At 60.1% G+C, this 25,670-nt stretch carries 24 protein-coding genes; 11 read left to right on the top strand and 13 right to left on the bottom strand.

Features of this window, described 5'->3' with window-relative positions; translation table 11 throughout:
- Positions 1 to 325: 325 nt before the first annotated feature.
- From ACR0KX_RS19345 to ACR0KX_RS19290, 12 genes are all read right to left on the bottom strand, one after another.
- Positions 326 to 1,816 (bottom strand): mannitol dehydrogenase family protein, encoded by a 1,491-nt coding sequence (locus ACR0KX_RS19345; RefSeq protein WP_170624802.1) that lies wholly within the window; start codon positions 1,814 to 1,816, stop codon positions 326 to 328.
- Positions 1,816 to 2,589 (bottom strand): L-iditol 2-dehydrogenase, encoded by a 774-nt coding sequence (locus ACR0KX_RS19340; protein WP_170455973.1) that lies wholly within the window; start codon positions 2,587 to 2,589, stop codon positions 1,816 to 1,818. The genes ACR0KX_RS19345 and ACR0KX_RS19340 overlap by 1 nt, the downstream gene beginning before the upstream one ends.
- Positions 2,586 to 3,590, bottom strand: a complete 1,005-nt coding sequence (locus ACR0KX_RS19335; RefSeq protein WP_170455971.1) for an ABC transporter ATP-binding protein — start codon at positions 3,588 to 3,590, stop codon at positions 2,586 to 2,588. The genes ACR0KX_RS19340 and ACR0KX_RS19335 overlap by 4 nt, the downstream gene beginning before the upstream one ends.
- Before the next feature lie 12 nt (positions 3,591 to 3,602).
- Positions 3,603 to 4,433: a carbohydrate ABC transporter permease gene (locus tag ACR0KX_RS19330; protein WP_170455969.1), complete on the bottom strand. Its 831-nt coding sequence runs from the start codon at positions 4,431 to 4,433 to the stop codon at positions 3,603 to 3,605.
- 12 nt (positions 4,434 to 4,445) lie between these two features.
- Positions 4,446 to 5,312: a carbohydrate ABC transporter permease gene (locus tag ACR0KX_RS19325; protein ID WP_170455967.1), complete on the bottom strand. Its 867-nt coding sequence runs from the start codon at positions 5,310 to 5,312 to the stop codon at positions 4,446 to 4,448.
- Between the two features lie 107 nt (positions 5,313 to 5,419).
- Positions 5,420 to 6,724: an ABC transporter substrate-binding protein gene (locus tag ACR0KX_RS19320; RefSeq protein WP_170455965.1), complete on the bottom strand. Its 1,305-nt coding sequence runs from the start codon at positions 6,722 to 6,724 to the stop codon at positions 5,420 to 5,422.
- 95 nt (positions 6,725 to 6,819) lie between these two features.
- Entirely contained in the window at positions 6,820 to 7,845 is a 1,026-nt protein-coding gene (locus ACR0KX_RS19315) for a LacI family DNA-binding transcriptional regulator (protein ID WP_170624801.1), read from the bottom strand.
- A 97-nt stretch (positions 7,846 to 7,942) separates the two neighbouring features.
- Positions 7,943 to 8,953 carry an Ldh family oxidoreductase gene (locus tag ACR0KX_RS19310; protein WP_170624800.1) on the bottom strand — a complete coding sequence of 337 codons (1,011 nt, stop codon included), beginning with the start codon at positions 8,951 to 8,953 and terminating at the stop codon, positions 7,943 to 7,945.
- Positions 8,954 to 8,965: 12 nt separating this feature from the next.
- The gene (locus ACR0KX_RS19305) at positions 8,966 to 9,529 is read right to left on the bottom strand and encodes a DUF3726 domain-containing protein (protein ID WP_170624799.1); all 564 of its coding nucleotides are present in this window, start codon (positions 9,527 to 9,529) and stop codon (positions 8,966 to 8,968) included.
- Positions 9,526 to 11,187 (bottom strand): hypothetical protein, encoded by a 1,662-nt coding sequence (locus ACR0KX_RS19300; protein WP_170624798.1) that lies wholly within the window; start codon positions 11,185 to 11,187, stop codon positions 9,526 to 9,528. The genes ACR0KX_RS19305 and ACR0KX_RS19300 overlap by 4 nt, the downstream gene beginning before the upstream one ends.
- Positions 11,180 to 12,178, bottom strand: coding sequence for a membrane dipeptidase (locus ACR0KX_RS19295; RefSeq protein ID WP_170624797.1), 999 nt, complete (start codon positions 12,176 to 12,178; stop codon positions 11,180 to 11,182). Before ACR0KX_RS19295 ends, ACR0KX_RS19300 begins: the two co-directional genes overlap by 8 nt.
- Positions 12,178 to 13,620 carry an aldehyde dehydrogenase family protein gene (locus ACR0KX_RS19290; RefSeq protein ID WP_170624796.1) on the bottom strand — a complete coding sequence of 481 codons (1,443 nt, stop codon included), beginning with the start codon at positions 13,618 to 13,620 and terminating at the stop codon, positions 12,178 to 12,180. The genes ACR0KX_RS19295 and ACR0KX_RS19290 overlap by 1 nt, the downstream gene beginning before the upstream one ends.
- 104 nt (positions 13,621 to 13,724) lie before the next feature.
- Here ACR0KX_RS19290 and ACR0KX_RS19285 point away from each other — a divergent pair, with 104 nt between their 5' ends.
- From ACR0KX_RS19285 to amaB, 11 genes are all read left to right on the top strand, one after another.
- The gene (locus ACR0KX_RS19285; protein WP_170624795.1) at positions 13,725 to 14,600 is read left to right on the top strand and encodes a LysR family transcriptional regulator; all 876 of its coding nucleotides are present in this window, start codon (positions 13,725 to 13,727) and stop codon (positions 14,598 to 14,600) included.
- Between the two features lie 119 nt (positions 14,601 to 14,719).
- Positions 14,720 to 15,235, top strand: coding sequence for a ferredoxin-type protein NapF (gene napF / locus ACR0KX_RS19280; RefSeq protein ID WP_170455946.1), 516 nt, complete (start codon positions 14,720 to 14,722; stop codon positions 15,233 to 15,235).
- Positions 15,232 to 15,525, top strand: coding sequence for a chaperone NapD (locus ACR0KX_RS19275; RefSeq protein ID WP_170455944.1), 294 nt, complete (start codon positions 15,232 to 15,234; stop codon positions 15,523 to 15,525). The genes napF and ACR0KX_RS19275 overlap by 4 nt, the downstream gene beginning before the upstream one ends.
- Complete coding sequence (gene napA, locus ACR0KX_RS19270; protein WP_170524143.1) at positions 15,522 to 18,014, top strand: nitrate reductase catalytic subunit NapA; 2,493 nt, start codon at positions 15,522 to 15,524, stop codon at positions 18,012 to 18,014. Before ACR0KX_RS19275 ends, napA begins: the two co-directional genes overlap by 4 nt.
- A 27-nt stretch (positions 18,015 to 18,041) precedes the next feature.
- Positions 18,042 to 18,863, top strand: coding sequence for a ferredoxin-type protein NapG (napG, locus tag ACR0KX_RS19265; RefSeq protein ID WP_170455940.1), 822 nt, complete (start codon positions 18,042 to 18,044; stop codon positions 18,861 to 18,863).
- Positions 18,860 to 19,777, top strand: coding sequence for a quinol dehydrogenase ferredoxin subunit NapH (gene napH, locus ACR0KX_RS19260; RefSeq protein WP_170455938.1), 918 nt, complete (start codon positions 18,860 to 18,862; stop codon positions 19,775 to 19,777). The genes napG and napH overlap by 4 nt, the downstream gene beginning before the upstream one ends.
- A 12-nt stretch (positions 19,778 to 19,789) precedes the next feature.
- Positions 19,790 to 20,227 carry a nitrate reductase cytochrome c-type subunit gene (locus ACR0KX_RS19255; RefSeq protein WP_170455936.1) on the top strand — a complete coding sequence of 146 codons (438 nt, stop codon included), beginning with the start codon at positions 19,790 to 19,792 and terminating at the stop codon, positions 20,225 to 20,227.
- A gap of 32 nt (positions 20,228 to 20,259) precedes the next feature.
- Positions 20,260 to 20,955 carry a NapC/NirT family cytochrome c gene (locus tag ACR0KX_RS19250; RefSeq protein WP_170455934.1) on the top strand — a complete coding sequence of 232 codons (696 nt, stop codon included), beginning with the start codon at positions 20,260 to 20,262 and terminating at the stop codon, positions 20,953 to 20,955.
- A gap of 13 nt (positions 20,956 to 20,968) precedes the next feature.
- Positions 20,969 to 21,226, top strand: coding sequence for a hypothetical protein (locus tag ACR0KX_RS19245; protein ID WP_170455933.1), 258 nt, complete (start codon positions 20,969 to 20,971; stop codon positions 21,224 to 21,226).
- 208 nt (positions 21,227 to 21,434) lie between these two features.
- Positions 21,435 to 22,541: a saccharopine dehydrogenase family protein gene (locus ACR0KX_RS19240; RefSeq protein ID WP_480708698.1), complete on the top strand. Its 1,107-nt coding sequence runs from the start codon at positions 21,435 to 21,437 to the stop codon at positions 22,539 to 22,541.
- 18 nt (positions 22,542 to 22,559) lie between these two features.
- On the top strand, positions 22,560 to 24,056 hold the full coding sequence (gene amaB, locus ACR0KX_RS19235) for an L-piperidine-6-carboxylate dehydrogenase (RefSeq protein ID WP_170524485.1): 1,497 nt from the start codon (positions 22,560 to 22,562) through the stop codon (positions 24,054 to 24,056).
- 36 nt (positions 24,057 to 24,092) lie between these two features.
- On the opposite strand, the gene ACR0KX_RS19230 is transcribed toward amaB, so the two are convergent.
- Positions 24,093 to 25,670, bottom strand: coding sequence for a DUF5928 domain-containing protein (locus tag ACR0KX_RS19230; protein ID WP_480708697.1), 1,578 nt, complete (start codon positions 25,668 to 25,670; stop codon positions 24,093 to 24,095).

Genomic DNA, 25,670 nt, shown 5'->3' with positions numbered 1-25,670 from the left:
GCTCCCGCAACCAGTGTCAGAAAACCCCAACCCAGCCCGTTCAGACTACTATTGATCCACTGGATCAATTGCTTAACGTCTTCACCTCGTCAGGCTCATAACCTGAAGGTCAGAGGTTCAAATCCTACGTCCGAAACCAGCCGAACAAACCCAACCGATTCAAAAAGACAGCCCATCGACCTGTTTAACCAAAGGTTCACAGTGTCAAACCTTTGGCGGCGGCCGGTGATGGCGATTGGGTACCCAACGCGTTTGAGCGAAGGGCAATATCCGATAGATGTATCGTTCTTGGCCCAAAGTGATTTTCTTGGGTTTCCAGAAAATGTCAAAGGTACCGTTTCAATGTGGCCCGGGCTCCGTTCTGCCAAATCTCGGAAAGCCAATCTGAAAATTCCTGAGCGAAACGTTCGTTCAATCCGACCTGACCGTACAAACCGGTTTTAACAATCCACGCCTTTGGGTCGTCTTTGGCGGCAATTGCCGCCCGTTGCAATTCGTCCCACAGGGGGTCGTTGGCTTGAATTTGGGTTCCGTTTTCCCGAGTGCCCGCGCACATTCGGCACCAGAATGCTTCGGCAAGGGCCAAACCCGAAATTGACGCACCTTCCCCATGCGCGTCCAGAAGGGACGGCAACAGGAACTCGGGGTGGCGAGAGGATCCGTCAAAGGCAACGCGGCGCGTTGTGTCCTGGATGGTTGGGTTTGCAAAGCGGCGCCCGATCAGAGTCAGGTATTCAGTGGGGGTGAGGCCGGGGACCGGTTTGACATGGGGCACAATGCACTCTGACTGGACTTTCCGGAAAAAACCGGCAAGATCAGGATCTTTCATGCAATCTGCAATTGTCGGAACGCTTAATATCTCTCCGACATTGGCAAGCAATTGGTGGCCACCATTCAGGATTCTGAGCTTCATGGCCTCATAGGTATGAACGTCGTTTGTTATGGTAACACCGACCTCTTCCAATGGTGGTCGGCCTGCACAAAACGCGTCCTCAATGACCCATTGGCGAAACCGTTCGTGGGTGACCGGGGCTTTGTCATCGACCCCCAGATCGTGACACATTGAAATGACCTGATCCCGGGTGACCGGGACGATGCAATCCACCATCGAATCCGGAAAAGCGCCCTGTTGGTCGATCCAATCGGCAAGATCCGGGTCCGACAATTGGGCCAGCCCAATGACGCAGGACCTGAGTATTGCGCCATTGCCCTTGAGGTTGTCGCAACTCAGCGCGGTGAACGGGCGCGTCCCGGCGTCCCGGCGGTGTTTCAGGGCCGCGACGAGCGCTCCGAACACCGTCCGGGGTTGGTTTGGGTTCTGCGCGTCATGTTGGATATCGTCATGTATTGTGTCGAAATCGCCTGTATTAGGGTCTTGATAGTAACCGCCTTCCGTCACCGTCAGCGACACGATGCGGATCGCCGGATCCGACATCCGTCGGATCAGAGCACTGTTCCCCTCTTCAATTGGCACATAGTCGATCATCGGGGCGATGACCTCGGCCGAGATTCCCGAAGGGTCGAGCTCGATCAGGGTTGTCAGGCAATCCTGGGCCATCAGCTTTTCACGCATCTCGGCGTCATAGGGTCTTACGCCCGCGCCGATGATCGCCCAGTCATTCGCCCGGCCCATTTGCATCAGTTGATGGATGTACCAGGCCTGATGGGCCCGGTGGAAATTGCCCAAACCGATATGCACAATGCCCGGTGTTAGGTCTTCGGGCCTGTACCGAGGGGTTTTGACCTCGACCGGCAGATCTGCCAAGGCAGATCGGCGCAGTTTGATCGGCATATGTGTTTCCGAGCGCGGGTCCATCAGCTCATCCAGTTTCCGCCATCGACGTTGTAGGTTTGGGCCACGATGTATTCGGCCTCGTCCGAGGCCAGAAAGATTGCCATGCCGGTCAGATCCCCGGCGTGGCCCATGCGGCCATAGGGGACCGCCGCCGCAACCTCGCGCTTTTTCTGGCCGGGCGCTTTGCCTTCGTATCTGGCGAAGAAGGCATCGACACCGTCCCAATGTTCACCGTCCACCACCCCGGGGGCGATGGCGTTTACGTTGATTCCGTGTTGGATCAGGTTCAGTCCGGCGGATTGTGTCAGCGAGATCACCGCAGCCTTGCTGGCGCAATAGACGGCGACCAGAGGTTCCCCGCGCCGTCCGGCTTGCGAGGCCATATTGATGATCCGGCCTTTGACGTTGTTTTCGATCATGTGCCGCGCCACCGCCTGCAGCGTGAACAGCGTGCCCGCCACGTTGATGTCAAAGACGCGCTGGTAGTCGGCGCGATCAATCTCGGTGACTGGCGCGGCGGTAAAGATGGCTGCGTTGTTGATCAGAATGTCGATAGTACCGAACCGGTCGGCGGTTTGGTCAATTGCGGTCTCAATACTGGCCTGATCGGTGACATCCATTTCCACCGCCATGGCCGCTGATCCTATCTGTGCGGCCGCATCTTTGGCGCGGGCAATATCGATATCGGCAATGGCAACCTGCGCGCCCTCGGCCACATAGACTTGGGCAAAGGCCAGCCCGATCCCGCGGGCGGCCCCCGTAACCAGCGCGGTTTTACCCTTCAGGCGCGTCATTCGATCCGCAGCCCCTGTTGATCAAACCGGTGAATGACGTCGGCGCGTGGGGTCAGGTGGATGCGATCCCCGTGGCGGAACCCGACCTCGCCATCCGCGCGGACGGTGATGGTTTCGGCCAGACCGGTTTCGTGGATGTGGAAGAACGTGTCGGACCCAAGATGTTCCGACACGCCGACAACGCCGGACCATGTGCCTTCGGTATCGGACACTGCGATGTGTTCCGGACGAATGCCGATGGTCTGCGCGCCGTGTTTTGCGGCCTCGTCCCCTTCGATGAAGTTCATCTTGGGTGAGCCGATGAAGCCCGCGACGAACAGGTTGCGCGGGGTTCGATAGAGTTCCAGTGGAGAGCCGACCTGCTCGATAACGCCTGCTTGCAGCACGACGATCTTGTCCGCCATGGTCATCGCTTCGACCTGATCATGGGTTACGTAGATCATCGTGGTCGCAAGGCGCTCGTGCAATTCGCTAATCTCAAGCCGCATTCCCACACGCAACGCTGCGTCGAGGTTCGACAGCGGTTCATCGAATAGGAACGCCGCCGGTTCCCGCACAATCGCTCGACCGATCGCGACCCGCTGGCGCTGACCGCCGGACAACTGCCCGGGGCGGCGGTCCAGATAGTCGGTCAGGTTCAGAACGCCCGCCGCGCCTTCGACGCGCTTGTCGATCTCGGCCTGATCCAGCTTGGCCATGCGCAACGGGAACGCGATGTTCTTGCGCACGGTCATATGCGGGTAGAGCGCATAGGACTGGAACACCATCGCCAAGCCGCGCTTGGCTGGCGGTACATCGGTGGCGTCAGATCCATCGATGTCGATGGAACCGCTGGTGATATCCTCCAGCCCCGCAATCAGGCGCAACAGAGTGGATTTACCGCACCCCGACGGGCCGACGAAGACGGTGAACTCGCCATCCTCGATGGTCAGGTCCAGCGGGGGAATGACCTGAACGTCGCCGAAGCTTTTGGTCACTGACTTGAGTTGGATACGTCCCATACGTCGTCTTCCTTATTTCACAGCGCCGAAAGTCAGGCCGCGGACAAGTTGTTTCTGGCTGAACCAGCCAAGGATCAGGATTGGTGCAATCGCCATGGTCGAGGCTGCGCTTAGCTTGGCAAAGAACAGACCCTCGGGGCTGGAATAGCTGGCGATGAAGGCGGTCAGAGGCGCGGCATCGACGGCGGTCAGGTTGAGGGTCCAGAATGCCTCGTTCCACGCCAGGATGAAGTTCAGCAACACGGTCGAGGCGATGCCGGGAATGGCCATGGGAGTCAGGACATAGAGGATTTCCTCTTTCAACGTTGCCCCGTCCATCCGCGCAGCTTCCAGAATCTCACCCGGAATTTCGCGGAAATAGGTATACAGCATCCAGACGATGATCGGCAGGTTGATCAACATCAGAACAACGACCAGCCCCCCGCGAGTATCCAGAAGACCCAGCCGGATGAACAGCAGGTAGATCGGATACAGAACGCCGACCGCAGGCAGCATCTTGGTGGACAGCATCCACAGCAGGATGTCCTTCGTGCGCTTGGACGGAACAAAGGCCATCGCCCACGCGGCGGGCACCGCAATGATCACGCCCAGAATGGTTGAACCCCCCGCGATGATGACCGAGTTCCACAGGAACCGCATGTAATCCGAGCGTTCCTGCACGATGGCATAGTTCTCCAGCGTCCAGTTGAAGTTCAGAAACAGGGGCGGGCTGGCAATTGCCTGCGCCTCGGTCTTGAAACTGGTCAGGATGGTCCACAGGATCGGGAAGAAGATCAGCAACCCAACAGCCCAGGCAAGGGCGGTGTTCAGTGTTTTACGGCGGGGTGTGACGGCGCGGGCCATGGTCTTACCTCCTCACGCGTCCAGGTTTTTGCCGACGATACGCATCAGGAAGATGGCAACGATATTGGCAAGGATGATGGCGTAGACACCTCCGGCTGATCCGAGGCCAACGTTCTGGCTTTCCAGCACGCGCTGGAAAATCAGGTAGGTGAGTGTGCGGGTGCCGAACGCGCCGCCGGTGGTCACGAAAATCTCGGCGAAGATCGACAGCAGAAAGATCGTCTGGATCAGGATCACGATGGTGATCGCGCGGCTGAGATGCGGCAGGACGATGTGGTAAAAGCGTTTCAGCACCGGCGCACCGTCCATTTCAGCCGCTTCCAGCTGCTCGCTGTCCAGCGACTGGATCGCGGTCAGCAGGATCAGCGTTGCAAAGGGCAGCCATTGCCATGAGACGATCATGATGATCGAGGTCATCGAAGCCTCGGACAGCCATGAAATCGGCTCGGCCCCGAAAAAGCGCCACAGATGCGCCAACAGGCCGTTCACCGGATCCATGAACATGTTCTTCCAGACCAAAGCGGAGACGGTGGGCATCACAAAGAAGGGCGCGATCACCAGAATGCGGACAACGCCTTGCCCCCACATCGGCTGATCCAACAGCATCGCCAGCAGCACACCCAGAATGACCGTGATCACCAACACGCCGCCGACAATCAACAGCGTCGCCTGAACCGCAGGCCAGAAGGAACTGGAGGAAACGAACCGGATGTAGTTGTCGAACCCGACCCAACCCAGATCACCACCGCGCAGGGGCAGGTATTTCTTGAAGGAGAAATACAAGGTCATCGTCAGAGGCACGAGCATCCAGCCAAGCAGCAGGACCACTGCGGGTGCCATCATCAGGCGGGCAACGGATCGGGAATGTTGGGTTGCCATGGCGCAAGACCTCTCTGTTCAGGCATAGAGCTAGCCTGCGAGAAAAACACGAGTTGTGAAAGTGGGGAGCGGGGGACAGGCACCTGTCCCCCACTGGGAGGGAGGCCTCAGTACCCTGCGGCTTCCATCTCTTCGGTGGTGAAGGCCTGCGCTTTGGCAAGGGCTTCGTCCACGGTTTGCTGACCGGCATAAACCGCCGAGAATTCCTGGCTGACCTGCGTGGCGATGCCTGCAAACTCAGGAATGGCGACAAACTGGATGCCGGTATAGGGCGTCGGCTGGGCGCAGCAGTTCTGCGGATCCGCCGCAAGGATCGACTTCAGCGTCATCTGCGCGAAAGGGATGTCCTTGTAGTTGTCGTTTTCATAAAGCGAGGTCCGCGCACCCGGAGGCACATTGGCCCAGCCTTCGTTCTCGGCCACCAGCTCGATATAATCCTTCGAGGTCGCCCATTCGATGAACTGCTTCGCGGCGTCTTCCTGCTGCGTGCCAGCCGGAATGGCCAGTGCCCAGGCCCAGAGCCAGTTGGCGCGCTTATCAACGCCTTCTGAATTTGGTGCCAGCGCAAAGCCGACCTTGTCCGCCACGGTTGAATCGTCGGGGTTGGTCACGAATGATGCGGCAACGGTCGCGTCGATCCACATCCCGCACTTGCCCTGCTGGAACAGTGACAGGTTTTCGTTGAATCCGTTGGTGGCATAACCCGCAGGACCGGATTCATTCATCATATCGACAAAGAATGTCAGTGCTTCTTTCCACTCGGGCTGATCGAACTGGGGCTTCCAGTTTTCATCGAACCAGCGCGCACCGAATGAGTTCCCGGTTACGGTGATAAAGGCACCGCCTTCACCCCAGCCCGCCTTACCGCGCAGGCAGATGCCGTTGATGTCATTGTCCCGGTCCGTCATCGCCGCCGCAGCTTCGCGGATGAATTGCCAGGTGGGCGCTTCGGGCATTTCCAGACCGGCAGCCTCCATCAGGTCGGTGCGATACATGATCATCGAGCTTTCGCCATAAAACGGCGCGGCATAAAGCGTGCCGTCATTGCTCAGCCCGCCTGCCATGGCGGGCAGCAGGTCGCCCACATCGTAGTCATCGGACATGCCATCCAGCGGCACCAGCCAGCCATTTGCGCCCCAGATGGGCGTTTCGTACATGCCGATTGTCATGATGTCGAACTGGCCACCCTTGGTGGTGATGTCCGTGGTTACGCGCTGACGCAGCACGTTTTCTTCCAGCGTCACCCATTCCACATCAATGCCGGTCGCTTCGGTGAAATTGTCGGTGTAGCCCTGCATCCGGATCATGTCGCCATTGTTGACGGTGGCGATCGTTATGGTTTGCGCATGGGCCGCGGCCGTGGCGACGAAAGTCAGTGCAGTCGCCGCACGAAGTGCGTTCTTAAAATACATCCCTGTCCTCCCTGAGCTTGGATGTCATGCAGGAAGGGTAGTCGGTAAATTATCGCGGCGTCAATAAAAACTTTACGCGCGTTAAAGTTTGGCGATCATGCAGACTCCCGCAATACAAGCCGGGCCGGGAACAGGGTTTCCCTCCGGCTGTCAAATTTCCCCCCACTTTCAATGAGTTCGAACAGTGTTTCGACACTGCGCCCCGCGACATTGTCATAGTCATGCGCCGCCGTGGTCAAAGACGGGCAGGTGAATTTTGCAAAGGGATGATCGTCGTTCGAGGCGACCCTCAAGCTGCAATCGTCTTTGCGACCAACCCGAATCCCCTGCTCGTAACAGGCGGCAAGAAACCCGATTGCCAGGCGGTCATTGCTGCACAGAACCGAGTTTGTTTTCAGCGCGCCGTCCTCCAGAACTTTCAACGCGCCCCGATGCCCGATCTCTTCAAACGCCCAGCCTTCACCGTCGATCCTGATCACATGGGGGTCGAACCCCAGGCGCTCCATCACCTTGACATAGGCTTTGCGCCGCTTGTTGGCGTTGGGGTTTGCGGGTGTCCGCATCTCGAAGAAAGATGGCGGCTCGCCAGTGCGGGTCATGTATTCCACGGTCTGCGAGACAAAGCTGAAATTGTCTGATCCGATAAAGGCCGCACCCAGCCCCTCGATATTGCTGTCGAACAGGACCGTCGGCACATTCTTGCAGAACTTTTCAATCGCCGACCGGTCCGAGTCGCGCCCCAAGGGCGCAAGCAACACACCCGCCGGTTTCAGCGAGCGCAGGCTGTCCAGAATCTCGACCTCAAGTTTCTGTTCACCATGCGAGCTGAACAGCGAAGGCCGATAGCCTGCGGCGATGCAGCTTTGTTCCAGATAGCGTGCGATCTCGGCAAAGAACGGGTCGGCAAGGTAGGGGACCACGATGCCGATATTCTTGGTCAGTTTCCGGTTCTGATTGATCGCGAAGATATTGGGGCGGTAGTCGAACCTCTCCAGCGCTTCTTCGATGCGGGCGCGGGTGGTTGGGCGGACGCTGTCAGGATCATGGAAGTATTTGGAAACGGTCGGCCGGGATATTCCGCTGAGGGCCGCGAATTCTTCCATATTCCTGATTTTGGTCATTCTACCCTGCCTGCACCCGGAGAGCTGTCTTGATTTGCGCTATCTTTACATAATCTTTGCGCGCGATAACAATCAAGGGTCAGGCAGCCGCGTTTGTTCAGGCAAGGATCGCTTCGATCCGATCCAGGGTCGCCTGATTTACCGCGACGCCCTGCTCGGCAGCGTTGCGGCGTTTCGCCTGACGGCCATCGCCGGGCAGATGCGCGCCGTCTTGCGCGCGAATGGCGTGGACAAGCGCCTCAATCCGGTCGGCAAACGCCCCACCGGATGTCGCGCCGGGATCGATGGCCAGAAACATCTGGCCGGTGCGGGGCGGGCCGCCTGCGGTGCCCGAGAAAGGCGACGCGTCGATCCCCAGGGTCGCGCCGGTCATGGCGGCAGCCAGGACTTCGGTCAGCAGCGAAACTCCGACGCCTTTATACCCGCCTGACGGGGCCATCGAGCCTTTGAGCCCCACATTAGGGTCTGTTGTCGGATTTCCCTCGCTATCCAGCGCCCAACCTACGGGGATCGGTTTGCCTTCGCGCGCGTGTTTCATCACTTCGGATTTGGCGATTGTGCTGGCGGATTGATCGATCAGCAAGGCAGGCTGGCCGTCTGGTCCGGGTGCAGCGACAGAGAACGGGTTGGTCCCGACCACCGGCTTCGCCCCGCCCGACGGCGCAATGGACGCGGGCGCGTTGGTAAAGCCCAGTCCCAGCAGCCCGGCCTGTGCCAGCCGGTAGGTGTGATAGCCCAGAACCCCGCAATTATAGCTGTTCTTGATGGCCAGCGCGGCAATCCCGTGTTCCTTGGCCAAAGGGATCAGCCTTTTGAACCCCGCATCGATGGCCGAATGGGCAAAGCCGGTGGCCGCGTCAACTGCGATCACGCCCGGGCGTGGCTGGTCCACAACCGGTGTGGCCTGCCCATCCACCTTGCCGCATTGCACATGCTCGCAATAGATCGGGATATAGGCCAGCCCGTGGCTGGCAACGCCGTCGGCTTCGGTTGCGGCGGTGGCAACAGCCAGGGGTCGGGCGTTGGCCTCGGACGTTCCAGCGGCCACCAATGCGTGCAGGGCCAGATCTTCGATTTCGGCCAGTGTCAGGGTCTTGGTTTGCATCATCAACTCACTCGGTCAGTCATTGTCAGTTGTCCCGGCACCTGCGCCGCGCGCGCGGCTTTCCTCGGTCGCCGGGGCATAGGTTCGATGGGCCAGCGCGTTCAGTGCCTGCCAATCGCGCGGCAGTGGCGCGGCGCGGGTTGCATGGGCGCGGGCTGTGGTCAAAACGCCGCCGCTTGCGATGGTTACGGTCTCGGACCGGTCAGGAAATCCCTGCGCCAACTCCAGTGACCTGCCATTTGTCACCGCCACCACGCCGCCGCATTTCACAGTGACACACGCTTTGATCAGGCGGGCGGCGTTGGCTGCAAAGGGCAGGATCATAAGCGGAGTGCTGACAGCGGGAATGGTGACGGTTTCGGTGGTCAGAACGCGCGCCCGATCCGACAGGGACACGCCCTTGATCAGTGTTTGCGCCCCGGTCTCCAGATCAGTGGTCAGAGCACCGACCCCGTCCAGACCCTGAGCGCACAACCAGCGGCAGGCCTTTGCCGCCTCGTCCGCCAGCCCCCAGGGTTGGCCCGCCCCACGGGTCGCCCGCTTGGCGATGGTTTCCACCTCATTCAACGACAGGGTCATGCGGACGGCTCGGGATAGACCCACAGGTCGGCATTGTCCGGCGTCAGATCGGGCGGATAAGGGGCCCCGGCATACATGACCACGCGCACCCACCGGTCCGAGCGGGGATCAAACCGGGTTACGCCAAAAAAGGACAGTTTGGCGCGCAGCATGTCAATCGGCACCACGTCGGCCCCGATCGTGTTCGAGCGGATCTCGCCATAGGGCGCTGAGCGTGTGATCTGGGCGCGCCGGACGCTTTGGCGATGTTCGGGGTGGTGGGCGAGGGTGTCTGCCACCGGGCTGTGCGGGTCCGCTGTTACAAGCACGGCCAACGCTGCCGTGGCATCACGGGCCGGGGCCAGCGGTTGTTCGTAGGCTTCTATCGGTTCCTCGAACCGTTCGCCTAACCTTGGTTCCAGCTTCTCTTCCGAGATATACCACGCCCTTGCGCAGTTCTCGGGCGCGGTCCAGTCCCGATCCAGCAAGGGGCCGAAATTCCGACGCAACAGGTTGGACACCTCAGCCACAGGCATGGACCCATCCAGCACAAAGGGCCCGCTGTGATCGGACATTGTGGTCGCCAGATCATCGACCAGATCGCCATGCGGCTCCAGAATCAAGGAGGCGACAAGCTCTTGCCCTTCAGCGCTGAGCGTTTGGTCCGTCCAAATCATGAGATTATTCCAAGGCGTCGCGCCCGACAGCCCTGTATCTTCCAAATAAGACCCAAGCGCGGCCAGATCGTCCGTCAGGTGCTGAAGCTTGACGATCTGGATCGGGTGTTCAGATCGCCATGTCGCCACAAGCTGTTCGCACCTGTTGACCAGATCGCGAAACAGGTCGATCTGTTCAGGCGAGGCGGGCAGGTCGCGCACCCGCGCAATGGCGGTTTCGCGGGCCACAATCCAATTGTTCAGCAAAACCGGATGGTTGACCAGATAGGGGGCCATGCCCAGCCCGGTCGAATTGCCGATGCCGATCTGCCGCGCGAGACCTTCGTCCAAACGCGCGGCCCTGTCGCCGCCGCGCACCTGTGCCATATGCTCGACCAGATCGCGTACGAACCAGCGGGTCAGGTAGACCGACAGCATCTCGGCCTGAAACGGCGACTGCATCTCGGGCCGGTTGGCAATCACCTCGCGGTCGGCGGCCCCCAGCTTGCCCGAGCCGTAAACAGCGGTAGTGCGCATCAGATACCCGACCGCCTCAAGCTGGTTCGCATCCGGCTGGCGGCCATTGGACAGGCAGTCCACCACATGTTCCCACAACCGGACCGAGCGGTTGGCGCGGCTGACCGAAATCTCACGTTCAGTGACCCGGCCCGCTTCTTGCAGGGGCACGTTTTGCGACAGGCGCTCGATGTCATGGGGCTCGGGCACGCCGTCAAACAGGGTGAATGTCGTGTCCCATGCGGTCGCAATCACCCGGTCCGAGCGCATGTGGTCCGGCAGATCATGGGCGAATGCCACCAGCGAATAGGCGCGCTCCGGCCCTTGCGCGGTATAAACGGCGTGACCCACGCCCTGTGCGTCGATCTCAAAAACCGGGCGTGAGAATTCCCAGCTTTCCCGAGCCATCCGGCGGGTCAGCTGCCGCATGAAGCTGAGCCGGCATTGATGCAGCGACCCCAGCCGTTCCAGAGTCATGATCTTCTCGGGTGGGCGCAGCTCAGCCATCTGGTTGCACCTGCGACGTGAAATTTTCAGCGAAGAAGCGATACCAGTTGCCGCCCATCACGGCGGCGACATCCGAGTCATCCATGCCGGTTGCGCGCAGGCCGGATTCGATGTTGCCAAAGTCGCGATTGTCCCGGAACCAGTCTGGCATGGGCGGAAACCCCGGCGCAGCGGCCGAGCCTTCGCCATAGTCGATCTCTTTGCTCCACCGTCCCACGCGCATCCATTCCACAATGCTGTCGGGCTGATCCTGACACAGATCCGTGCCGATCCCCAAATGCTCGATGCCAAACCTGTCCGCCGTGCGCGCGATCATCTCGCAGAACTCCTGCAGCGAGCAGCCCGAGCCGCCCTTCAGGTGATGAGGGTAGATCGAAAAGCCGAACATGCCGCCATTTTCTGTCACTGCACGGATGACATCGTCGCGCTTGTTGCGCAAAGCAGGATGCCAGTCGTGGGGGTTGGCGTGGGTGATGGCGATGGGGCGGGTGGAATGATCGGCGGCTTCGATGGTCGAGCGATCCCCGGAATGGCTCATGTCGATCACCAGCCCCACGCGGTTCATTTCGCGCACGACCTGCTTGCCCATTCGGGTAAGGCCGGTGTCTTCGGCCTCATAACAGCCGGTCGCCAGAAGGGACTGGTTGTTATAGGTCAGCTGCATGAACCGCGCGCCCAAGGTGTGCACGATTTCCACCAGGCCAATATCGTCTTCGATGGGTGAGGGGTTCTGGAAGCCGAAGAACACCGCCGTGCGCCCGGTTGCACGGGCGCGGTCGATATCTGCGGCGGTCAGCCCCTTCATGATCAGATCCGGATACTGCTCGAACCAGCGGTTCCAGCGTTCGAAGTTCAGGACGGTTTCGCGAAAGCTCTCATGGTAGGCGATGGTGACGTGGATCGCATCGACCCCGCCTTCGCGAAGCTGCCGGAAAATCTTTTCCGACCAGTTGGCATATTGCAGCCCGTCTATTCTGAGGGTGGGCCGCATCAGACGGGGCCTGCGCTTATGTAGGCGGTTTTGACCGTGGTGTAGAACTCGGCCGCGGCCTTGCCTTGTTCGCGCGGTCCGTAGGAACTGTCGCCGCGCCCGCCAAACGGCACGTGATAGTCGGTGCCCGCTGTCGGCAGGTTCACCGTGACCACACCGGTGCGCGCATTGCGGCGGAAATGCGTGGCCCGCGCCAGCGAGCGGGTCACGATGCCCGAGGTCAGGCCGAAATTGGTGTCGTTGACGACGCTCAGCGCCTCGTCATAGCTGCCGACCTTGATGACGCTGGTCAGGGGGGCGAACATCTCTTCACGGTTTATCGCCATGTCATTGGTGGTGTTCAGGAACACGCCGGGGCTCATGTAGAACCCGTCATGCGGCATATCCAGACCTGCGCCGCCACAGGCCAGCTCGGCCCCTTCGGATTTGCCCAGATCGACATAGGCCAGATTTTCGTTCAACTGCTGCTGGCTGACGACGGGCCCCATCTGTACGCCCTCTTCCAGCGCGTGGCCAACCTTCATCGCCTGCGCACCGGCGACCAGTTTCTCGACAAATGCATCATGGATGTTGGCGTGGACCACCAGCCGGGATGAGGCAGTGCATTTCTGTCCTGTGCCACCAAAGGCCCCGCCCAGTGCCAGCGTGACGGCCAGATCCAGATCGGCATCGTCCATAACCGCCAGCGCGTTCTTGGACCCCATCTCCATCTGCACTTTGGTCAGGTTCTGGATTGCAGCGGCGGCGATCCCCTTGCCCACGGGAACCGAGCCGGTGAAGGAAATCGCGTCGATCAGCGGGCTTTCCACCAGACGCTGACCAATCGTGCCGCCCGAACCCATGATCAGGCTGAACAGACCTTTGGGGATATCCTGCCGCGCGATGATCTCGGTCAGCGCGACCGCCGATGCCGGGGTCACATTCGCCGGTTTCCATACGACCGCGTTGCCATAGCACAGCGCAGGCGCGATCTTCCACGAGGCGGTCGCGGTCGGGAAGTTCCAGGGGCTTATGATCGCAACGGTGCCTACGGGCTCGCGGCGCACGTCAATCTCAATATCTGGGCGCACGGAATCGGCGTTTTCCCCGATCTGGCGCAGGCATTCGGCGGCGTAGTAGGTGAAGAACTGACCGGCGCGATAGACTTCGCCCTTGCCTTCGGCCAGCGGTTTGCCTTCTTCACGGCTCAGCAATGTGCCCAGCTCTTCTGCGCGGGACATCATTTCGGTGCCGATGGCGTTCAGCACGGCCTGTTTCCGCTCCAGCCCATAAGCCGCCCATTCGGCCTGAGCCGCGCAGGCGCGGGTCAGGGTGGCGTCCAGCTGATCCGATGTCGCCTGAGCGTACAGGCCGATCAGGTCGGTTACATCCGACGGGTTGCGGTTTTCAATCTCGGTATCACCCGCCAGCCATTCGCCAGCGATAAGGTTCTTGTGGGTCACGGAAAGCCTCGGGAAGGGTTTGAGCAAGGTTGCGGGATGATGGACATGGGGCAAAACATCAGTCAAACTCAAATTTCTTGAGAAAACTTCAGGAAAATTGAAATATGGCGATCAAGATCGAGATGTTGCGATGCTTCTGCACGGTGGCGGAAACGGGCAATCTGGCGGATGCGGCAGACCGGCTGGGCCGTACGCAATCTGCGGTTTCCATGACGCTGAAACAGCTTGAGGCGCATCTGGGCCGCCCCTTGTTTGTCGGAGAGCGCAAAAACCGCCTGACGGATTTGGGTGCCCATGTGCTTCAACTGGGCCAAAGCCAGTTGCGTCAGTTCGATTCGACGCTGGAAACCATCGACATGCTGACCCGCGCGCCGCAAGGCCTGCTGCGGATTGCGGCAGTACCGTCGATGGCGGCATTGGTCTTTCCGCCCCTCGTGCGTCATTTCACCGACCACCATCCGGGGGTGAAGATCGAGCTGCGGGACACCGATACCGAGCAGGTTCTGGACGCCATCGGGCAGGGCTGGGCGGATATCGGGATCGCCTCGTCCAGAAGGCCGGTGAAAGGCACCAAAGTTGCGCCGCTGTTTCAGGACCTGTTCGGGTTGGTGATGTCGGATCATCACCCGCTGGCCTCGGTCTCTGGACCGATCACCATCAGTGACGTGTTTCGCAGCCCGTTTCTGCGCAATGCGCTGTGCGATCAGATACAGTCGCGGCGCATTCAGGACCATCTGGCCAGAATCGATGTCACCGTTCACAACACCCATTCCCTGCTGGCCATGGTCAGCACCGGCAGCTGGGGCACGCTGTTGCCTCAGGCCGCGACTCGGCTTGTCTCATCCGATCTAAAGTTCCGAAAAATCGTTGATCTGCCGGAAACGCGCGAGGTCTTTTTGTACCAGTCCGAAACCACCGCCTGGCCGATGCTGGCGGACGAGGCCGCCGGGGTAATCCGGTCGTCCAGCGCCAAAACATGATTCTTAATGAGATTATTTGTTTTGCCGCGTGAAAATTGACCTGTGTCAAATTCGGTAAGTTTGAAAACTGTTAGCACGGCTGATACGTTTGACATTGTCCAGGACACGGTCGCCAGCACATGAGCCAGATGACCACAAGACGCGCGTTTCTCAGCGCACGCGCACTTCGCGAGGATAAGGACGCGATTCGTCCTCCGGGTGCGGTGGAATCTGGTTTTGTGGATGCCTGTTCCGCATGCGGGGATTGCATAACCGCTTGCCCCGAAGGGATTTTGTCAAAGGACGCCGATGGATACCCGATCCTTGAACTGAATGCCGGTGCCTGTACCTTTTGTGCAGGCTGCGCTGAGGTCTGCGAAACCGATGCGCTGCAGGTTGATCGCGTGCCTGACTGGCCATGGCGCGCCGCCGTACAGGCGACCACGTGCCTGTCGATGAAGGGCATCAGTTGCCGTGTGTGTCAGGACAGTTGCGATGCGCGTGCGATCCGTTTCCAGTTGCAACTGGGCGGGCGTGCGGAACCCGTTCTGGATCAGGACAGTTGCATCGGCTGCGCCGCCTGCGCCTCGGCCTGCCCGGTTGGCGCGGTCGCGCTTGAACGCCCTCAAACACCCAAACCAGAGGTCATCCAATGAACATTTGCGGTTGCCTTGTTCACGTGGCTGCGGATCGAACCGCATCAGCCCGTGCAACCATGACCGAAACCGATGGCGTCGAGGTTCATGCCGAAGCCGAAGATGGCCGTTTCGTTGTTGTCGTCGAAGATACGTCCGACCGATTGGCATCCGAGACGATCATGGATCTGCATCAGATCCCCGGCGTGATTTCACTGACGCTGACCTATCACCATTTCGAAGATCTGGCGGAATCCCCGCCCCAACCCAATGCCCCAAGCCAACCGACCAGCAGGAGGCTCGTCCAATGACTGTTTCTGAATCCCGTCGTACATTCCTCAAGGCATCTGCTGCTGCCGCCACCGCTTCGGCCGCCGGTATCCCGATGGCTGCCGGTCAGGCGAATGCACAGGCCGATGCGCCCGACATCCGCTGGGACAAGGCAGCCTGCCGGTTCTGCGGCACCGGCTGCTCGGTTCTGGTGGGCACCAAGGATGGCCGCGTGGTCGCAACCCAGGGCGACCCGGACGCACCGGTCAACCGGGGCCTGAACTGCATCAAGGGCTATTTCCTGTCCAAGATCATGTACGGTCAGGACCGCCTGACCACGCCGCTGCTGCGCAAGACCAATGGCGAATACGACAAGAATGGCGAGTTCGAGCCGGTCAGCTGGGACGAAGCTTTTGACGTGATGGCCGCCAAGTGGAAAGAGGCCCTGGCCAAGAAAGGCCCGACCAGCGTGGGCATGTTCGGCTCGGGACAGTGGACGGTTTGGGAAGGCTATGCCGCTTCGAAACTGATGAAAGCTGGCTTCCGGTCGAACAATATCGACCCCAATGCGCGGCACTGTATGGCCTCGGCCGTGGTGGGCTTCATGCGCACCTTCGGCATTGACGAGCCGATGGGCTGCTATGACGACCTCGAACACGCGGATACGTTTGTTCTGTGGGGCTCGAACATGGCCGAGATGCACCCGATCCTGTGGTCGCGCCTGACCGACACGCGCCTGACCAAGCCGGGCTGCGAAGTGCATGTGCTGTCGACCTTCGAACATCGCTCGTTCGAGCTGGCCGACAATGGCATCGTGTTCGAACCGCAGACCGATCTGGCGATCCTGAACTATATCGCCAACTACATCATCCAGACCGGCGCAGTGAACGAAGAGTTCGTCAAGAACCACGTCAACATCACCAAGACCGCAACCGATATCGGTTACGGCCTGCGCGACAACAACCCGCTACAGCAAGAGGCTGAGAACCCGAACTCGGGCAAGCTCGAGCCGATCAGCTTTGAGGAATATGCCAAGGCAGTCGAGCCTTACACGCTGGAATACACCGCCGAACTGTCCGGCGTTCCGGCCGACAAGCTGGAGAAACTGGCCAAGCAATATGCCGACCCGAACCGCAAGGTCATGAGCCTTTGGACCATGGGCTTCAACCAGCATACCCGCGGGTCCTGGGTGAACTCGCTGATGTATAACGTCCACCTGCTGGTGGGTAAGATTTCGGAACCCGGCAACTCGCCCTTCTCGCTGACAGGTCAGCCCTCGGCATGCGGGACAGCGCGCGAGGTTGGTACCTTTGCCCACCGTCTGCCCGCTGACATGGTGGTGGCAAATGATGAGCACCGGAAAATCTGTGAAACCGCGTGGAATATCCCTGAAGGAACCATTCCGCCCAAGCCCGGTTTCCACGCGGTTCTGCAGCACCGCAAACTCAAGGATGGCGACCTGAACGCCTATTGGGTGCAGTGCAACAACAACATGCAGGCCGCGCCGAATATCAACGAGGAAGGTTATCCCGGTTACCGCAACCCGGAAAACTTCATCACCGTGTCCGATCCCTATCCGACGGTCACTGCCGTATCCGCCGACCTGATCCTGCCCACCGCCATGTGGGTTGAAAAGGAAGGTGCCTATGGCAACGCCGAACGCCGCACCCAGTTCTGGCGGCAGCAGGTGAAAGCGCCGGGTGAGGCGAAATCGGACCTGTGGCAGTTGATGGAATTCTCCAAACGCTTCACCGTCGAAGAGGTCTGGGGCGAGGAACTGCTGGCCAAGATGCCTGAACATCGCGGCAAGACCATGTTCGACGTGCTTTACGCAAACGGACAGGTCGATAAGTTCCCGCTGTCCGAAACCGCCGAAGGTTTCGACAATGACGATGCGGAACATTTCGGGTTCTACGTTCAGAAAGGTCTGTTCGAAGAATATGCCGAGTTTGGGCGCGGACATGCGCACGATCTGGCCCCGTTCGAGATGTACCATCAGGCGCGCGGCATGCGCTGGCCGGTCGTGGACGGCAAGGAAACGCTGTATCGCTTCCGCGAAGGCTATGACCCTTATGTGTCCGAAGGTGCGGGCGTCGAATTCTATGGTCACAAGGATGGCAAGGCCAAGATCATCTTTGCGCCGTTCGAACCCGCTGCAGAGGTGCCGGATGAAGAATATGATCTGTGGCTGTCCACCGGTCGGGTTCTGGAGCACTGGCACTCGGGTTCGATGACCCGCCGTGTGCCGGAACTGCACCGCGCCTATCCGAATGCGGTCGTCTACATGCACCCCGAAGACGCGCGGGATCGTGGTCTGCGGCGCGGGCAGGAAATCGTGCTGTCCACTCGCCGTGGCGAGGTCACAAGCCGGGTCGAGACCCGTGGCCGCAACAAGGTGCCGCGTGGTCTGGTCTTCATGCCCTGGTTTGACGAGCATCAGTTGACCAACAAGCTGACGCTGGACGCGACCTGCCCGCTGTCGAAAGAGACCGACTTCAAGAAATGCGCCTGTAAGGTCGAGCGCGCGTAACCGGCAAGGATCGCAAAGGTCGTCCCCATGTATCCCCTTGTCGACACACCCCTTTCGCCGCAGCGGCGCCGGTTCCTGCAGGACTCGGCGCGGGCGGCGGGCGGCTGCGCAGTCGCCGGGCTCGGGCTGGCGTGGCTGGCCCGCGATGCCCGTGCCCTGCCGGCCGAGGCATTGCGCCCGCCCGGTGCGCTGCCGGAAAAGGAGTTTCTGTCGGCCTGCATTCGCTGTGGGCTCTGCGTGCGGGATTGTCCTTACGATACGTTGAAACTGGCTGAGTTAGGATCTGATGCTGCGGCAACGGGCACACCCTATTTCACTGCCCGTGATGTGCCCTGTGAAATGTGCGACGACATTCCGTGCGTCGCGGCCTGTCCGACAGGGGCGCTGGATCCGGGTCTGCAAAACATCGACGACGCCGAAATGGGCGTTGCGGTGCTGGTCGATCAGGAGAACTGCCTGAACTTCCTCGGCCTGCGCTGCGATGTCTGCTATAGGGTCTGCCCCGTCATTGACGAGGCGATCACACTGGAAACCGCGCATAACACCCGCTCGGGCCACCATGCGCTGTTCATTCCAACGGTTCACGCTGACCGCTGCACCGGCTGCGGTGTGTGTGAGAAAAGCTGCGTTCTTCCCGATGCGGCGATCAAGGTCCTGCCCACCCGACTGGCGCGCGGCAGCAGCGCGGATCACTACCGCAAAGGCTGGGAAGAGAAAGAGGCCAGGGGCGCCCCCTTGGTCGAGGGTCTGATCGATCTGCCCGATCGCCTGCCGGGACCGGGGATCGACAATCTGGCTACACCCGGCGGGTTCGAGCCCGGATACGCTCTGCCGGGGGCAGGGCAATGAGCGCGCGCACCCATATGCCTGTCGGGCGTGAGGCCATCGAGGCCAAGGGCTGGATCGGCGCACATAAGTTCCTGCTGTTGCGCCGTAGCAGCCAGCTGTTGTTTCTGGCGCTGTTCCTTCTGGGGCCATGGTTCGGCATCTGGATCGTTCAGGGCACGTTGGCCGGGTCGCTGACCCTTGGCGTCTTGCCGCTGACCGACCCGTTTGTTCTGATGCAGAGCCTGATTGCAGGCCATTGGCCCGAATTGACGGCCCTGATCGGCGGGGTAATCGTGCTGGTCGCCTATGCGCTGATCGGAGGCAGGGTCTATTGTTCCTGGGTGTGTCCCATCAACCCTGTGACCGACGCGGCCAACTGGCTGCACCGCAAGCTGGACCTGCCCAAAGGCTGGCAACCCAAACGCGGAACCCGCCTGTGGGTGCTGGCCACGGTCCTGATCGTCTCGGGGCTGGGCGGTGTGATTGCGTGGGAACTGGTGAACCCGATCACCATGCTGCATCGCGGATTGATCTTTGGCATGGGCTTTGTCTGGGCCATGGTTGCGGCCATCTTCGTCTTTGACCTTTTCGTTTCGCGCCATGGCTGGTGTGGGCACCTGTGTCCGGTTGGTGCGTTCTACGGCCTGATCGGAACCAAAAGCCTGCTGCGGGTCAGCGCCCACAACCGCGTTGCCTGTGACGATTGCATGGATTGCTATGCGGTCTGCCCCGAAAATCAGGTGATCTCGCCCGCTCTCAAGGGCAAACCGGGATCCAGCCCGCTGATCCTGTCGCCCGACTGTACCAATTGCGGCCGCTGCATAGATGTCTGCGCGGTCGACGTCTTCAACTTTACTCACCGGTTCGACGACCACGTCACCAAACCCATCCGTCCAGTTGCCGCGCCAGAGACGCGCGCCGCCAGACTTCATTAAGGGAGTGCCAAGATGAAAATATCAATCGTGACAGGTGGAATTGCCCTGATCCCCGTCCTGCTCCTGAGTGGGTTTGCCCTTGCGCAGTCAGCCCAGGTGGAAACGCTGCGGGGTGCGGATGTGGATGAGCTGATCCCGCTTGATCAGATCCACAAGAATGTCGAAGGGCGCATGCAGCGCAACTATCGCCAGCAACCGCCGCTGATCCCGCATTCGATCGAACAGTACCAGATCGACATCCGCACCAATCAGTGCCTGTCCTGCCATGACTGGACCAAAGCGGGTGAGCGTAACGCGCCGACCCTGTCGATGACCCACTATCTGGATCGCGAAGGGCGCGAGTTGGATCAGATCGCGGGCACCCGGTATTTCTGCAACCAGTGCCACGTGCCGCAGGCGGATGCTCCGCCGCTGGTCGAAAACGTGTTTCAGCCGTCCTCGGGCAACTAATCCAACCCACAAGAAAATAAAGGAGCACCAATATGGCAGCATCTCCTGAAAAACGCGGTTGGATCCGCCGCCTCTGGTCCTGGATCTGGACCCCGGCTGTGGCCTTCAGTTCCGGGTTCCTGATTCTGGCGGGTTTTCTGGCCGGTATCCTGTTCTGGGGTGGGTTCCACTGGACACTGGAACTGACCAATACCGAGGAATTCTGCGTCTCGTGCCACACGATGGAAACCAACCTGGGCGAATATCGCGAGACCATCCACTATAACAACCACTCCGGCGTGCGGGCGATTTGTTCCGACTGCCACGTTCCGCATGAATGGAACCACAAGATCAAGGCCAAGATCATGGCCGTGAAGGATGTCTATCACGAGTTGGCCGGGACCATCAGCACGCCTGAGAAATACGAAGATCACCGTCTGTCCATGGCCTCGGCGGTCTGGAAGAAGATGAAGGCGTCGGACAGCCGCGAGTGCCGGAACTGCCACAACTTCGACTATATGGACTTCACCATTCAGGAAACCCGCGCCGCATCCGAGCATCAGCGCGCCATCGACAACAACATGACCTGCATCGACTGCCATCAGGGCATCGCGCACAGCCTGCCGCCCAACTACCTTGAGACCTACGAGGATGTAACGGCCGAACTGGAAGGCAAAGCACCGTTGCAGCAGCACGCAACCGCCGACAGCGACGAAATCCGGTCATTCCTGTCCACGCGGACCGATTGAGAAGGGGCGAGATATGCTTGATATTCTGGGAACCATCGGCGGCAATATCCTAAGCTTGCCGGGCATTCTTGGCCTCGCCCTTGGCATGATGACCCGCCGTCTGTGGCTGGGCGCAATGTTGGGCGGTCTGGTCGGTGTGGCCGAAACCCTGGTATTTGCCGGGTTTCAGTTCGCCCATGTCGAAGCGCTGGAGCTGATGATTGCTATCGTGGTTGGCGTTTGTGCAGGCAGCGTCGGCACGATGATCCGGCTGAAAGGCGCAACCGTCTGACGGCGTTCAACCCCGGGCAAACAACGGATTGATATCAGACTCTCCGGACTGCGGTCCGGGGCGTTTTTCTGTTAGACCCTTGGCTTTCCATAATGACGGAAATCTCGGCATAATGACGAATATGACCTGCTTTTCGTCAAGATACCCCCTGCGAAATGACCATCCTCTGCGCCACTCTTGAAGGAAAACCAGAAAGAGGAGGCACGCAATGTCCTGGACTGTTTGCGTCGTGGGGGCTGGCAAGATCGGGCAGATGATCGCCACGCTTCTGAAAGGATCACCGAATTACAGCGTCACCGTCGCAGATCACGATCTGAAAGCGCTGGGCGAGGTTGCAAAGCTGGGCGTGGCCACCAAGCAGATCGATGCGAAAGACGCTGAGGGGCTAGCCGAGGGGCTGGATGGCTTCGACGCCGTCATCTCAGCAGCCCCGTTCTTTCTGACCCCGACCATTGCCAAAGCGGCCAAACAGGCGGGCGCGCATTACTTTGACCTGACCGAGGATGTCGCGGCCACCAACGCCGTTCGCGAACTGGCCGACGGAAGCCGAACCGCCTTCATGCCGCAATGCGGTCTGGCACCAGGATTTGTCGGCATCGCGGGTGCGTCTCTTGCGGCGGAGTTCGATCAGATCGACAGCCTGCACATGCGGGTGGGGGCCTTGCCGCTTTTCCCCACCAACGCGCTGAAATACAATCTGACATGGTCCACGGACGGGTTGATCAACGAATACTGCAATCCCTGCGATGCCATCGTGAATGGTGAACGCGTCAAGACCGCGCCGCTGGAAGACTATGAGGTGCTGGGCCATGACGGGGTGGAATACGAATGCTTCAATACCTCGGGCGGGCTGGGGACATTGCCGGAAACGCTGGAGGGCAGGGCGCGGGCGGTCTCCTATCGCTCGATCCGTTATCCGGGCCATTGTGATATCCTGAAACTGCTGCTGCACGATCTGGGGCTGGAACGCCGCCGCGATCTGTTGAAAGAGATTTTCGAAGCCGCCCTGCCGCGTACCGATCAGGATGTGGTGTTGGTTTATTGCACGGCCAAAGGCATGATCGACGGAGCGCTACGCGAGAAATCCCTGATCAACAAAAGCTTCGCCCGCGAGATCAACGGACAGGTCTGGAGCGCCATTCAGGTCACCACCGCCGCAGGTGTTCTGGGCGTCGTCGATCTGATGCGCACCGGCGTTCTGCCTTCGACCGGGTTTGTCCGGCAAGAGCAGGTGAACCTGTCCGATTTCCTGAACACCGAATTCGGCCGGCTCTATCGGGCCGGCGATGTAACCCCACAGAACAAGGCGGCCTGAGATATGAAAGACGTTGTGATGACTGCAGAAACCACTCTGGCAAACCTCGACCTGACTGCTGCCGAGTTGACGGGCGGCACGCTGACCGTGCGATCCCCGATTGACGGGCGCGTTCTGGCCGAGGTGCATGAAACCCCGGCCTCCGAGATGGAGACCATCTTTGCCAATGCCAAAACCGCGTTCAAAGCGTGGCGTACCGTGCCAGCCCCGCGCCGGGGTGAGTTGATCCGCCTGCTGGGCGAAGAACTGCGCGCCGCCAAGGACGACCTGGGCGCGCTGGTCAGTTGGGAGGCGGGCAAGATTACGTCCGAAGGTCTGGGCGAAGTGCAGGAGATGATCGATATCTGCGACTTTGCCGTTGGTCTCTCGCGGCAGCTGTACGGTCTGACCATCGCGTCCGAACGGCCCGGCCACCGGATGATGGAGACCTGGCATCCGGCAGGTCCGGTTGGTGTGATCTCGGCCTTCAACTTCCCGGTTGCGGTCTGGTCGTGGAACGCAGCACTGGCAATTGTCTGCGGCGATCCGGTGATCTGGAAACCGTCCGAAAAATCGCCGCTTACGGCAATGGCCTGTCAGAAAATATTCGAACGCGCACTGGCCCGGTTTGGTGACGCACCCGGCAACCTGCTGCAAACCCTGATCGGCGGTGCCGCGCTGGGCGAAGCGCTGGTGGCCAGTGAAGACGTTCCGGTGATCTCGGCCACCGGCTCGACCCGCATGGGCCGCGCGGTTGCGCCCATCGTCGCGGCGCGGTTCGGCAAGTGCATTCTGGAACTGGGCGGCAATAATGCAATGATCGTTGGCCCCTCGGCGGATCTGGAAATGGCCGTGCGGGCGATTGTGTTCTCGGCTGTTGGAACCGCAGGGCAACGGTGCACGACGCTGCGGCGGTTGATCGTGCATAACTCGATCAAGGATGAGCTGGTCGCGCGCCTCAAGAAAGCCTATGCCGGTCTGCCCATTGGCGATCCGTTGGCCGAAGGGACTTTGGTTGGCCCCTTGGTGGACGAGGCATCGGGTGCCGCGATGACTGCTGCGCTGAAGGCGGCTGAGTCCGAAGGCGGCACCGTGTTTGGTGGCAAACGCGTGACCGCAGGGGTGCCTGGCGGTGTCTACATGGAACCTGCCATTGTAGAGATGCCCGGTCAGACAGACGTGGTTAAAACCGAAACCTTCGCCCCGATCCTCTATGTGATGGGCTATGACGAATTCGATCACGCGCTGGACTTGCAAAACGACGTCCCGCAGGGCCTGTCCTCCTGCGTCTTCACCCTGAACATGCGCGAGGCCGAGCAATTCCTGACCGCAGCCGGATCGGATTGCGGCATCGCCAACGTGAATATCGGGCCATCCGGGGCCGAGATTGGTGGCGCGTTTGGGGGCGAGAAGGAAACCGGCGGCGGGCGTGAAAGCGGCTCGGACGCGTGGAAAGCCTATATGCGACGCCAGACCAATACCGTGAATTATTCGGCTGAACTGCCATTGGCGCAGGGCGTGAAGTTCGACATCTGATCACGGTTCCGGCGGTGCGGATCGTGCCGCCGGGCCTTAGTCTGAAAACAGGTAATCCAGCTTCATGATGGACTGCGCCTTGTCGCTTTCCACACCCAGAAAGCGTGCAATGGCGGCCTCATTTTCGGCGCGGTCGGCGCTTTCGCGCAGGCGCAGATAGCCATCGATCCCGGCCTCGCGGATTTGTTGGGATTCATAAGCCAGATCATTACGCAAAGTGGGCAACAGGCGGGAAACCGTCTCAGCCGGGCTGTTTTCACCCGCCAGCCCGACGCGTCGGGCGTGGCCGATCAGGTAGTCGTCGGAATAGTCGCACTCGATCTCCAGCACATGGGTCTTGGCCGCGTCGCCGCAGAAATCCTGAATGACGTCCAGATTGGACGGGTCCAGACACAGCGCCAGTTGGTTTGACCCGAAATGCTGAAACAGCATTTGGACAACCGCCCGGCGATGGCGCGAGCGTTTGTTGAGCGTCGTCTCGATCCCACCCAGATCGGGCAAGGGCGTGTCCTGTTCGTTGAACAGATACTCGACGCACGGGATGTCGGTTTCCGAGGCGATCTGATCCACCAGCCGTTTGGCCACGTGCCATTTCTTGCAGACGATCAGGAAAAGTTCACGCTCGGGACCCAGCGTATTTCCGGCCTCCCAGAACCGCTGCCCGAACCGGCGGCCCACGCGGCCCCGCCCGGTCAGGAAGGCGTACAGGTTGCGCCCCTCATCCGAGATCGGGAAGTCGACGCCCGTGCTGGCATACAGCGCGCCCAGCCTGTCCTTCAACTCATGCGCCTCGGGGCTGATCTTGCGGGCAAACAGATAGTTCTGCCCCAGCAGCATGTCGAAATGATCGTTGTAGAACGTCACCGGCATTCCGTAATCCGAGAACATCAGGAAGGTCGGCGTGCGGTTTTCGATCTCACCCTTCGGGATCAGATGACGGACAAGCGTCTGAAAGAAGGTTTCATCCGGGATCCAGGTGGTCGAGAAGAACCGGATCACGTCGCGACGCTGTTGCAAGAACTCAAGGATCATTTCGACCGTGCGGCGGCGCAGGCACCACCATTGGCTGCCGATCATGACTTGTAAGTCTTCGGGAATCTCACGGATCAGTTTGAAACGCTTTTGCAGCTCATAAGCGGCATAGAACCGTTTGGCCTGCGTGCGTTCGTTGAAATAGTGGCGATAGATCAGCCGGTCTTCTTTCATCCCGGTCTTGATCCAGTTGCTGGCAAAGAAATCGTGGCTTTCGATGAAATCCCTGTCCTGCTCGTCCAGAAAATTATGCGTGTATTCCGCTGTCTTGATCGCCATGCAATCGCCCGACAGCATGTAGAAATGGGTGGCCCGGGGGAATGTCTCGACAGCCGCTTGCAGCGCATAAAGCGTGGCCTGCACCAAAGACCACTCACCCCAACCGCATTTGATGCGCTTGTCGGCGAAGGTGACATTCGGGTTGCCCTTCAGCGCGGTGCGGATCTTGTCATAATCCGCCTCACGCGCGCGGGCATCGAAATGGATCGCCATGCAATCGCCGGCGGCGGTCAGCTGCTCGGCCTGCGCGATGATCGCGTCAGGGTCTTTGTGGCACAGCAGGATATAGGCAATCTTTGCCAT

The sequence above is a fragment of the Ruegeria sp. BG5 genome, assembly GCF_056538425.1.
This window is presented reverse-complemented; position numbering and strand designations above follow the sequence as displayed.

Excerpts from the sequence above, each read along its gene's own strand:
- ACR0KX_RS19345 (WP_170624802.1), bottom strand. The coding sequence starts at position 1,816 with ATGGACCCGCGCTCGGAAACACATATGCCGATCAAACTGCGCCGATCT.
- ACR0KX_RS19340 (WP_170455973.1), bottom strand. The coding sequence starts at position 2,589 with ATGACGCGCCTGAAGGGTAAAACCGCGCTGGTTACGGGGGCCGCCCGC.
- ACR0KX_RS19335 (WP_170455971.1), bottom strand. The coding sequence starts at position 3,590 with ATGGGACGTATCCAACTCAAGTCAGTGACCAAAAGCTTCGGCGACGTT.
- ACR0KX_RS19330 (WP_170455969.1), bottom strand. The coding sequence starts at position 4,433 with ATGGCCCGCGCCGTCACACCCCGCCGTAAAACACTGAACACCGCCCTT.
- ACR0KX_RS19325 (WP_170455967.1), bottom strand. The coding sequence starts at position 5,312 with ATGGCAACCCAACATTCCCGATCCGTTGCCCGCCTGATGATGGCACCC.
- ACR0KX_RS19320 (WP_170455965.1), bottom strand. The coding sequence starts at position 6,724 with ATGTATTTTAAGAACGCACTTCGTGCGGCGACTGCACTGACTTTCGTC.
- ACR0KX_RS19315 (WP_170624801.1), bottom strand. The coding sequence starts at position 7,845 with ATGACCAAAATCAGGAATATGGAAGAATTCGCGGCCCTCAGCGGAATA.
- ACR0KX_RS19310 (WP_170624800.1), bottom strand. The coding sequence starts at position 8,953 with ATGATGCAAACCAAGACCCTGACACTGGCCGAAATCGAAGATCTGGCC.
- ACR0KX_RS19305 (WP_170624799.1), bottom strand. The coding sequence starts at position 9,529 with ATGACCCTGTCGTTGAATGAGGTGGAAACCATCGCCAAGCGGGCGACC.
- ACR0KX_RS19300 (WP_170624798.1), bottom strand. The coding sequence starts at position 11,187 with ATGGCTGAGCTGCGCCCACCCGAGAAGATCATGACTCTGGAACGGCTG.
- ACR0KX_RS19295 (WP_170624797.1), bottom strand. The coding sequence starts at position 12,178 with ATGCGGCCCACCCTCAGAATAGACGGGCTGCAATATGCCAACTGGTCG.
- ACR0KX_RS19285 (WP_170624795.1), top strand. The coding sequence starts at position 13,725 with ATGGCGATCAAGATCGAGATGTTGCGATGCTTCTGCACGGTGGCGGAA.
- napF (WP_170455946.1), top strand. The coding sequence starts at position 14,720 with ATGAGCCAGATGACCACAAGACGCGCGTTTCTCAGCGCACGCGCACTT.
- ACR0KX_RS19275 (WP_170455944.1), top strand. The coding sequence starts at position 15,232 with ATGAACATTTGCGGTTGCCTTGTTCACGTGGCTGCGGATCGAACCGCA.
- napA (WP_170524143.1), top strand. The coding sequence starts at position 15,522 with ATGACTGTTTCTGAATCCCGTCGTACATTCCTCAAGGCATCTGCTGCT.
- napG (WP_170455940.1), top strand. The coding sequence starts at position 18,042 with ATGTATCCCCTTGTCGACACACCCCTTTCGCCGCAGCGGCGCCGGTTC.
- napH (WP_170455938.1), top strand. The coding sequence starts at position 18,860 with ATGAGCGCGCGCACCCATATGCCTGTCGGGCGTGAGGCCATCGAGGCC.
- ACR0KX_RS19255 (WP_170455936.1), top strand. The coding sequence starts at position 19,790 with ATGAAAATATCAATCGTGACAGGTGGAATTGCCCTGATCCCCGTCCTG.
- ACR0KX_RS19250 (WP_170455934.1), top strand. The coding sequence starts at position 20,260 with ATGGCAGCATCTCCTGAAAAACGCGGTTGGATCCGCCGCCTCTGGTCC.
- ACR0KX_RS19245 (WP_170455933.1), top strand. The coding sequence starts at position 20,969 with ATGCTTGATATTCTGGGAACCATCGGCGGCAATATCCTAAGCTTGCCG.
- ACR0KX_RS19240 (WP_480708698.1), top strand. The coding sequence starts at position 21,435 with ATGTCCTGGACTGTTTGCGTCGTGGGGGCTGGCAAGATCGGGCAGATG.
- amaB (WP_170524485.1), top strand. The coding sequence starts at position 22,560 with ATGACTGCAGAAACCACTCTGGCAAACCTCGACCTGACTGCTGCCGAG.
- ACR0KX_RS19230 (WP_480708697.1), bottom strand. The coding sequence starts at position 25,670 with ATGGCAAAGATTGCCTATATCCTGCTGTGCCACAAAGACCCTGACGCG.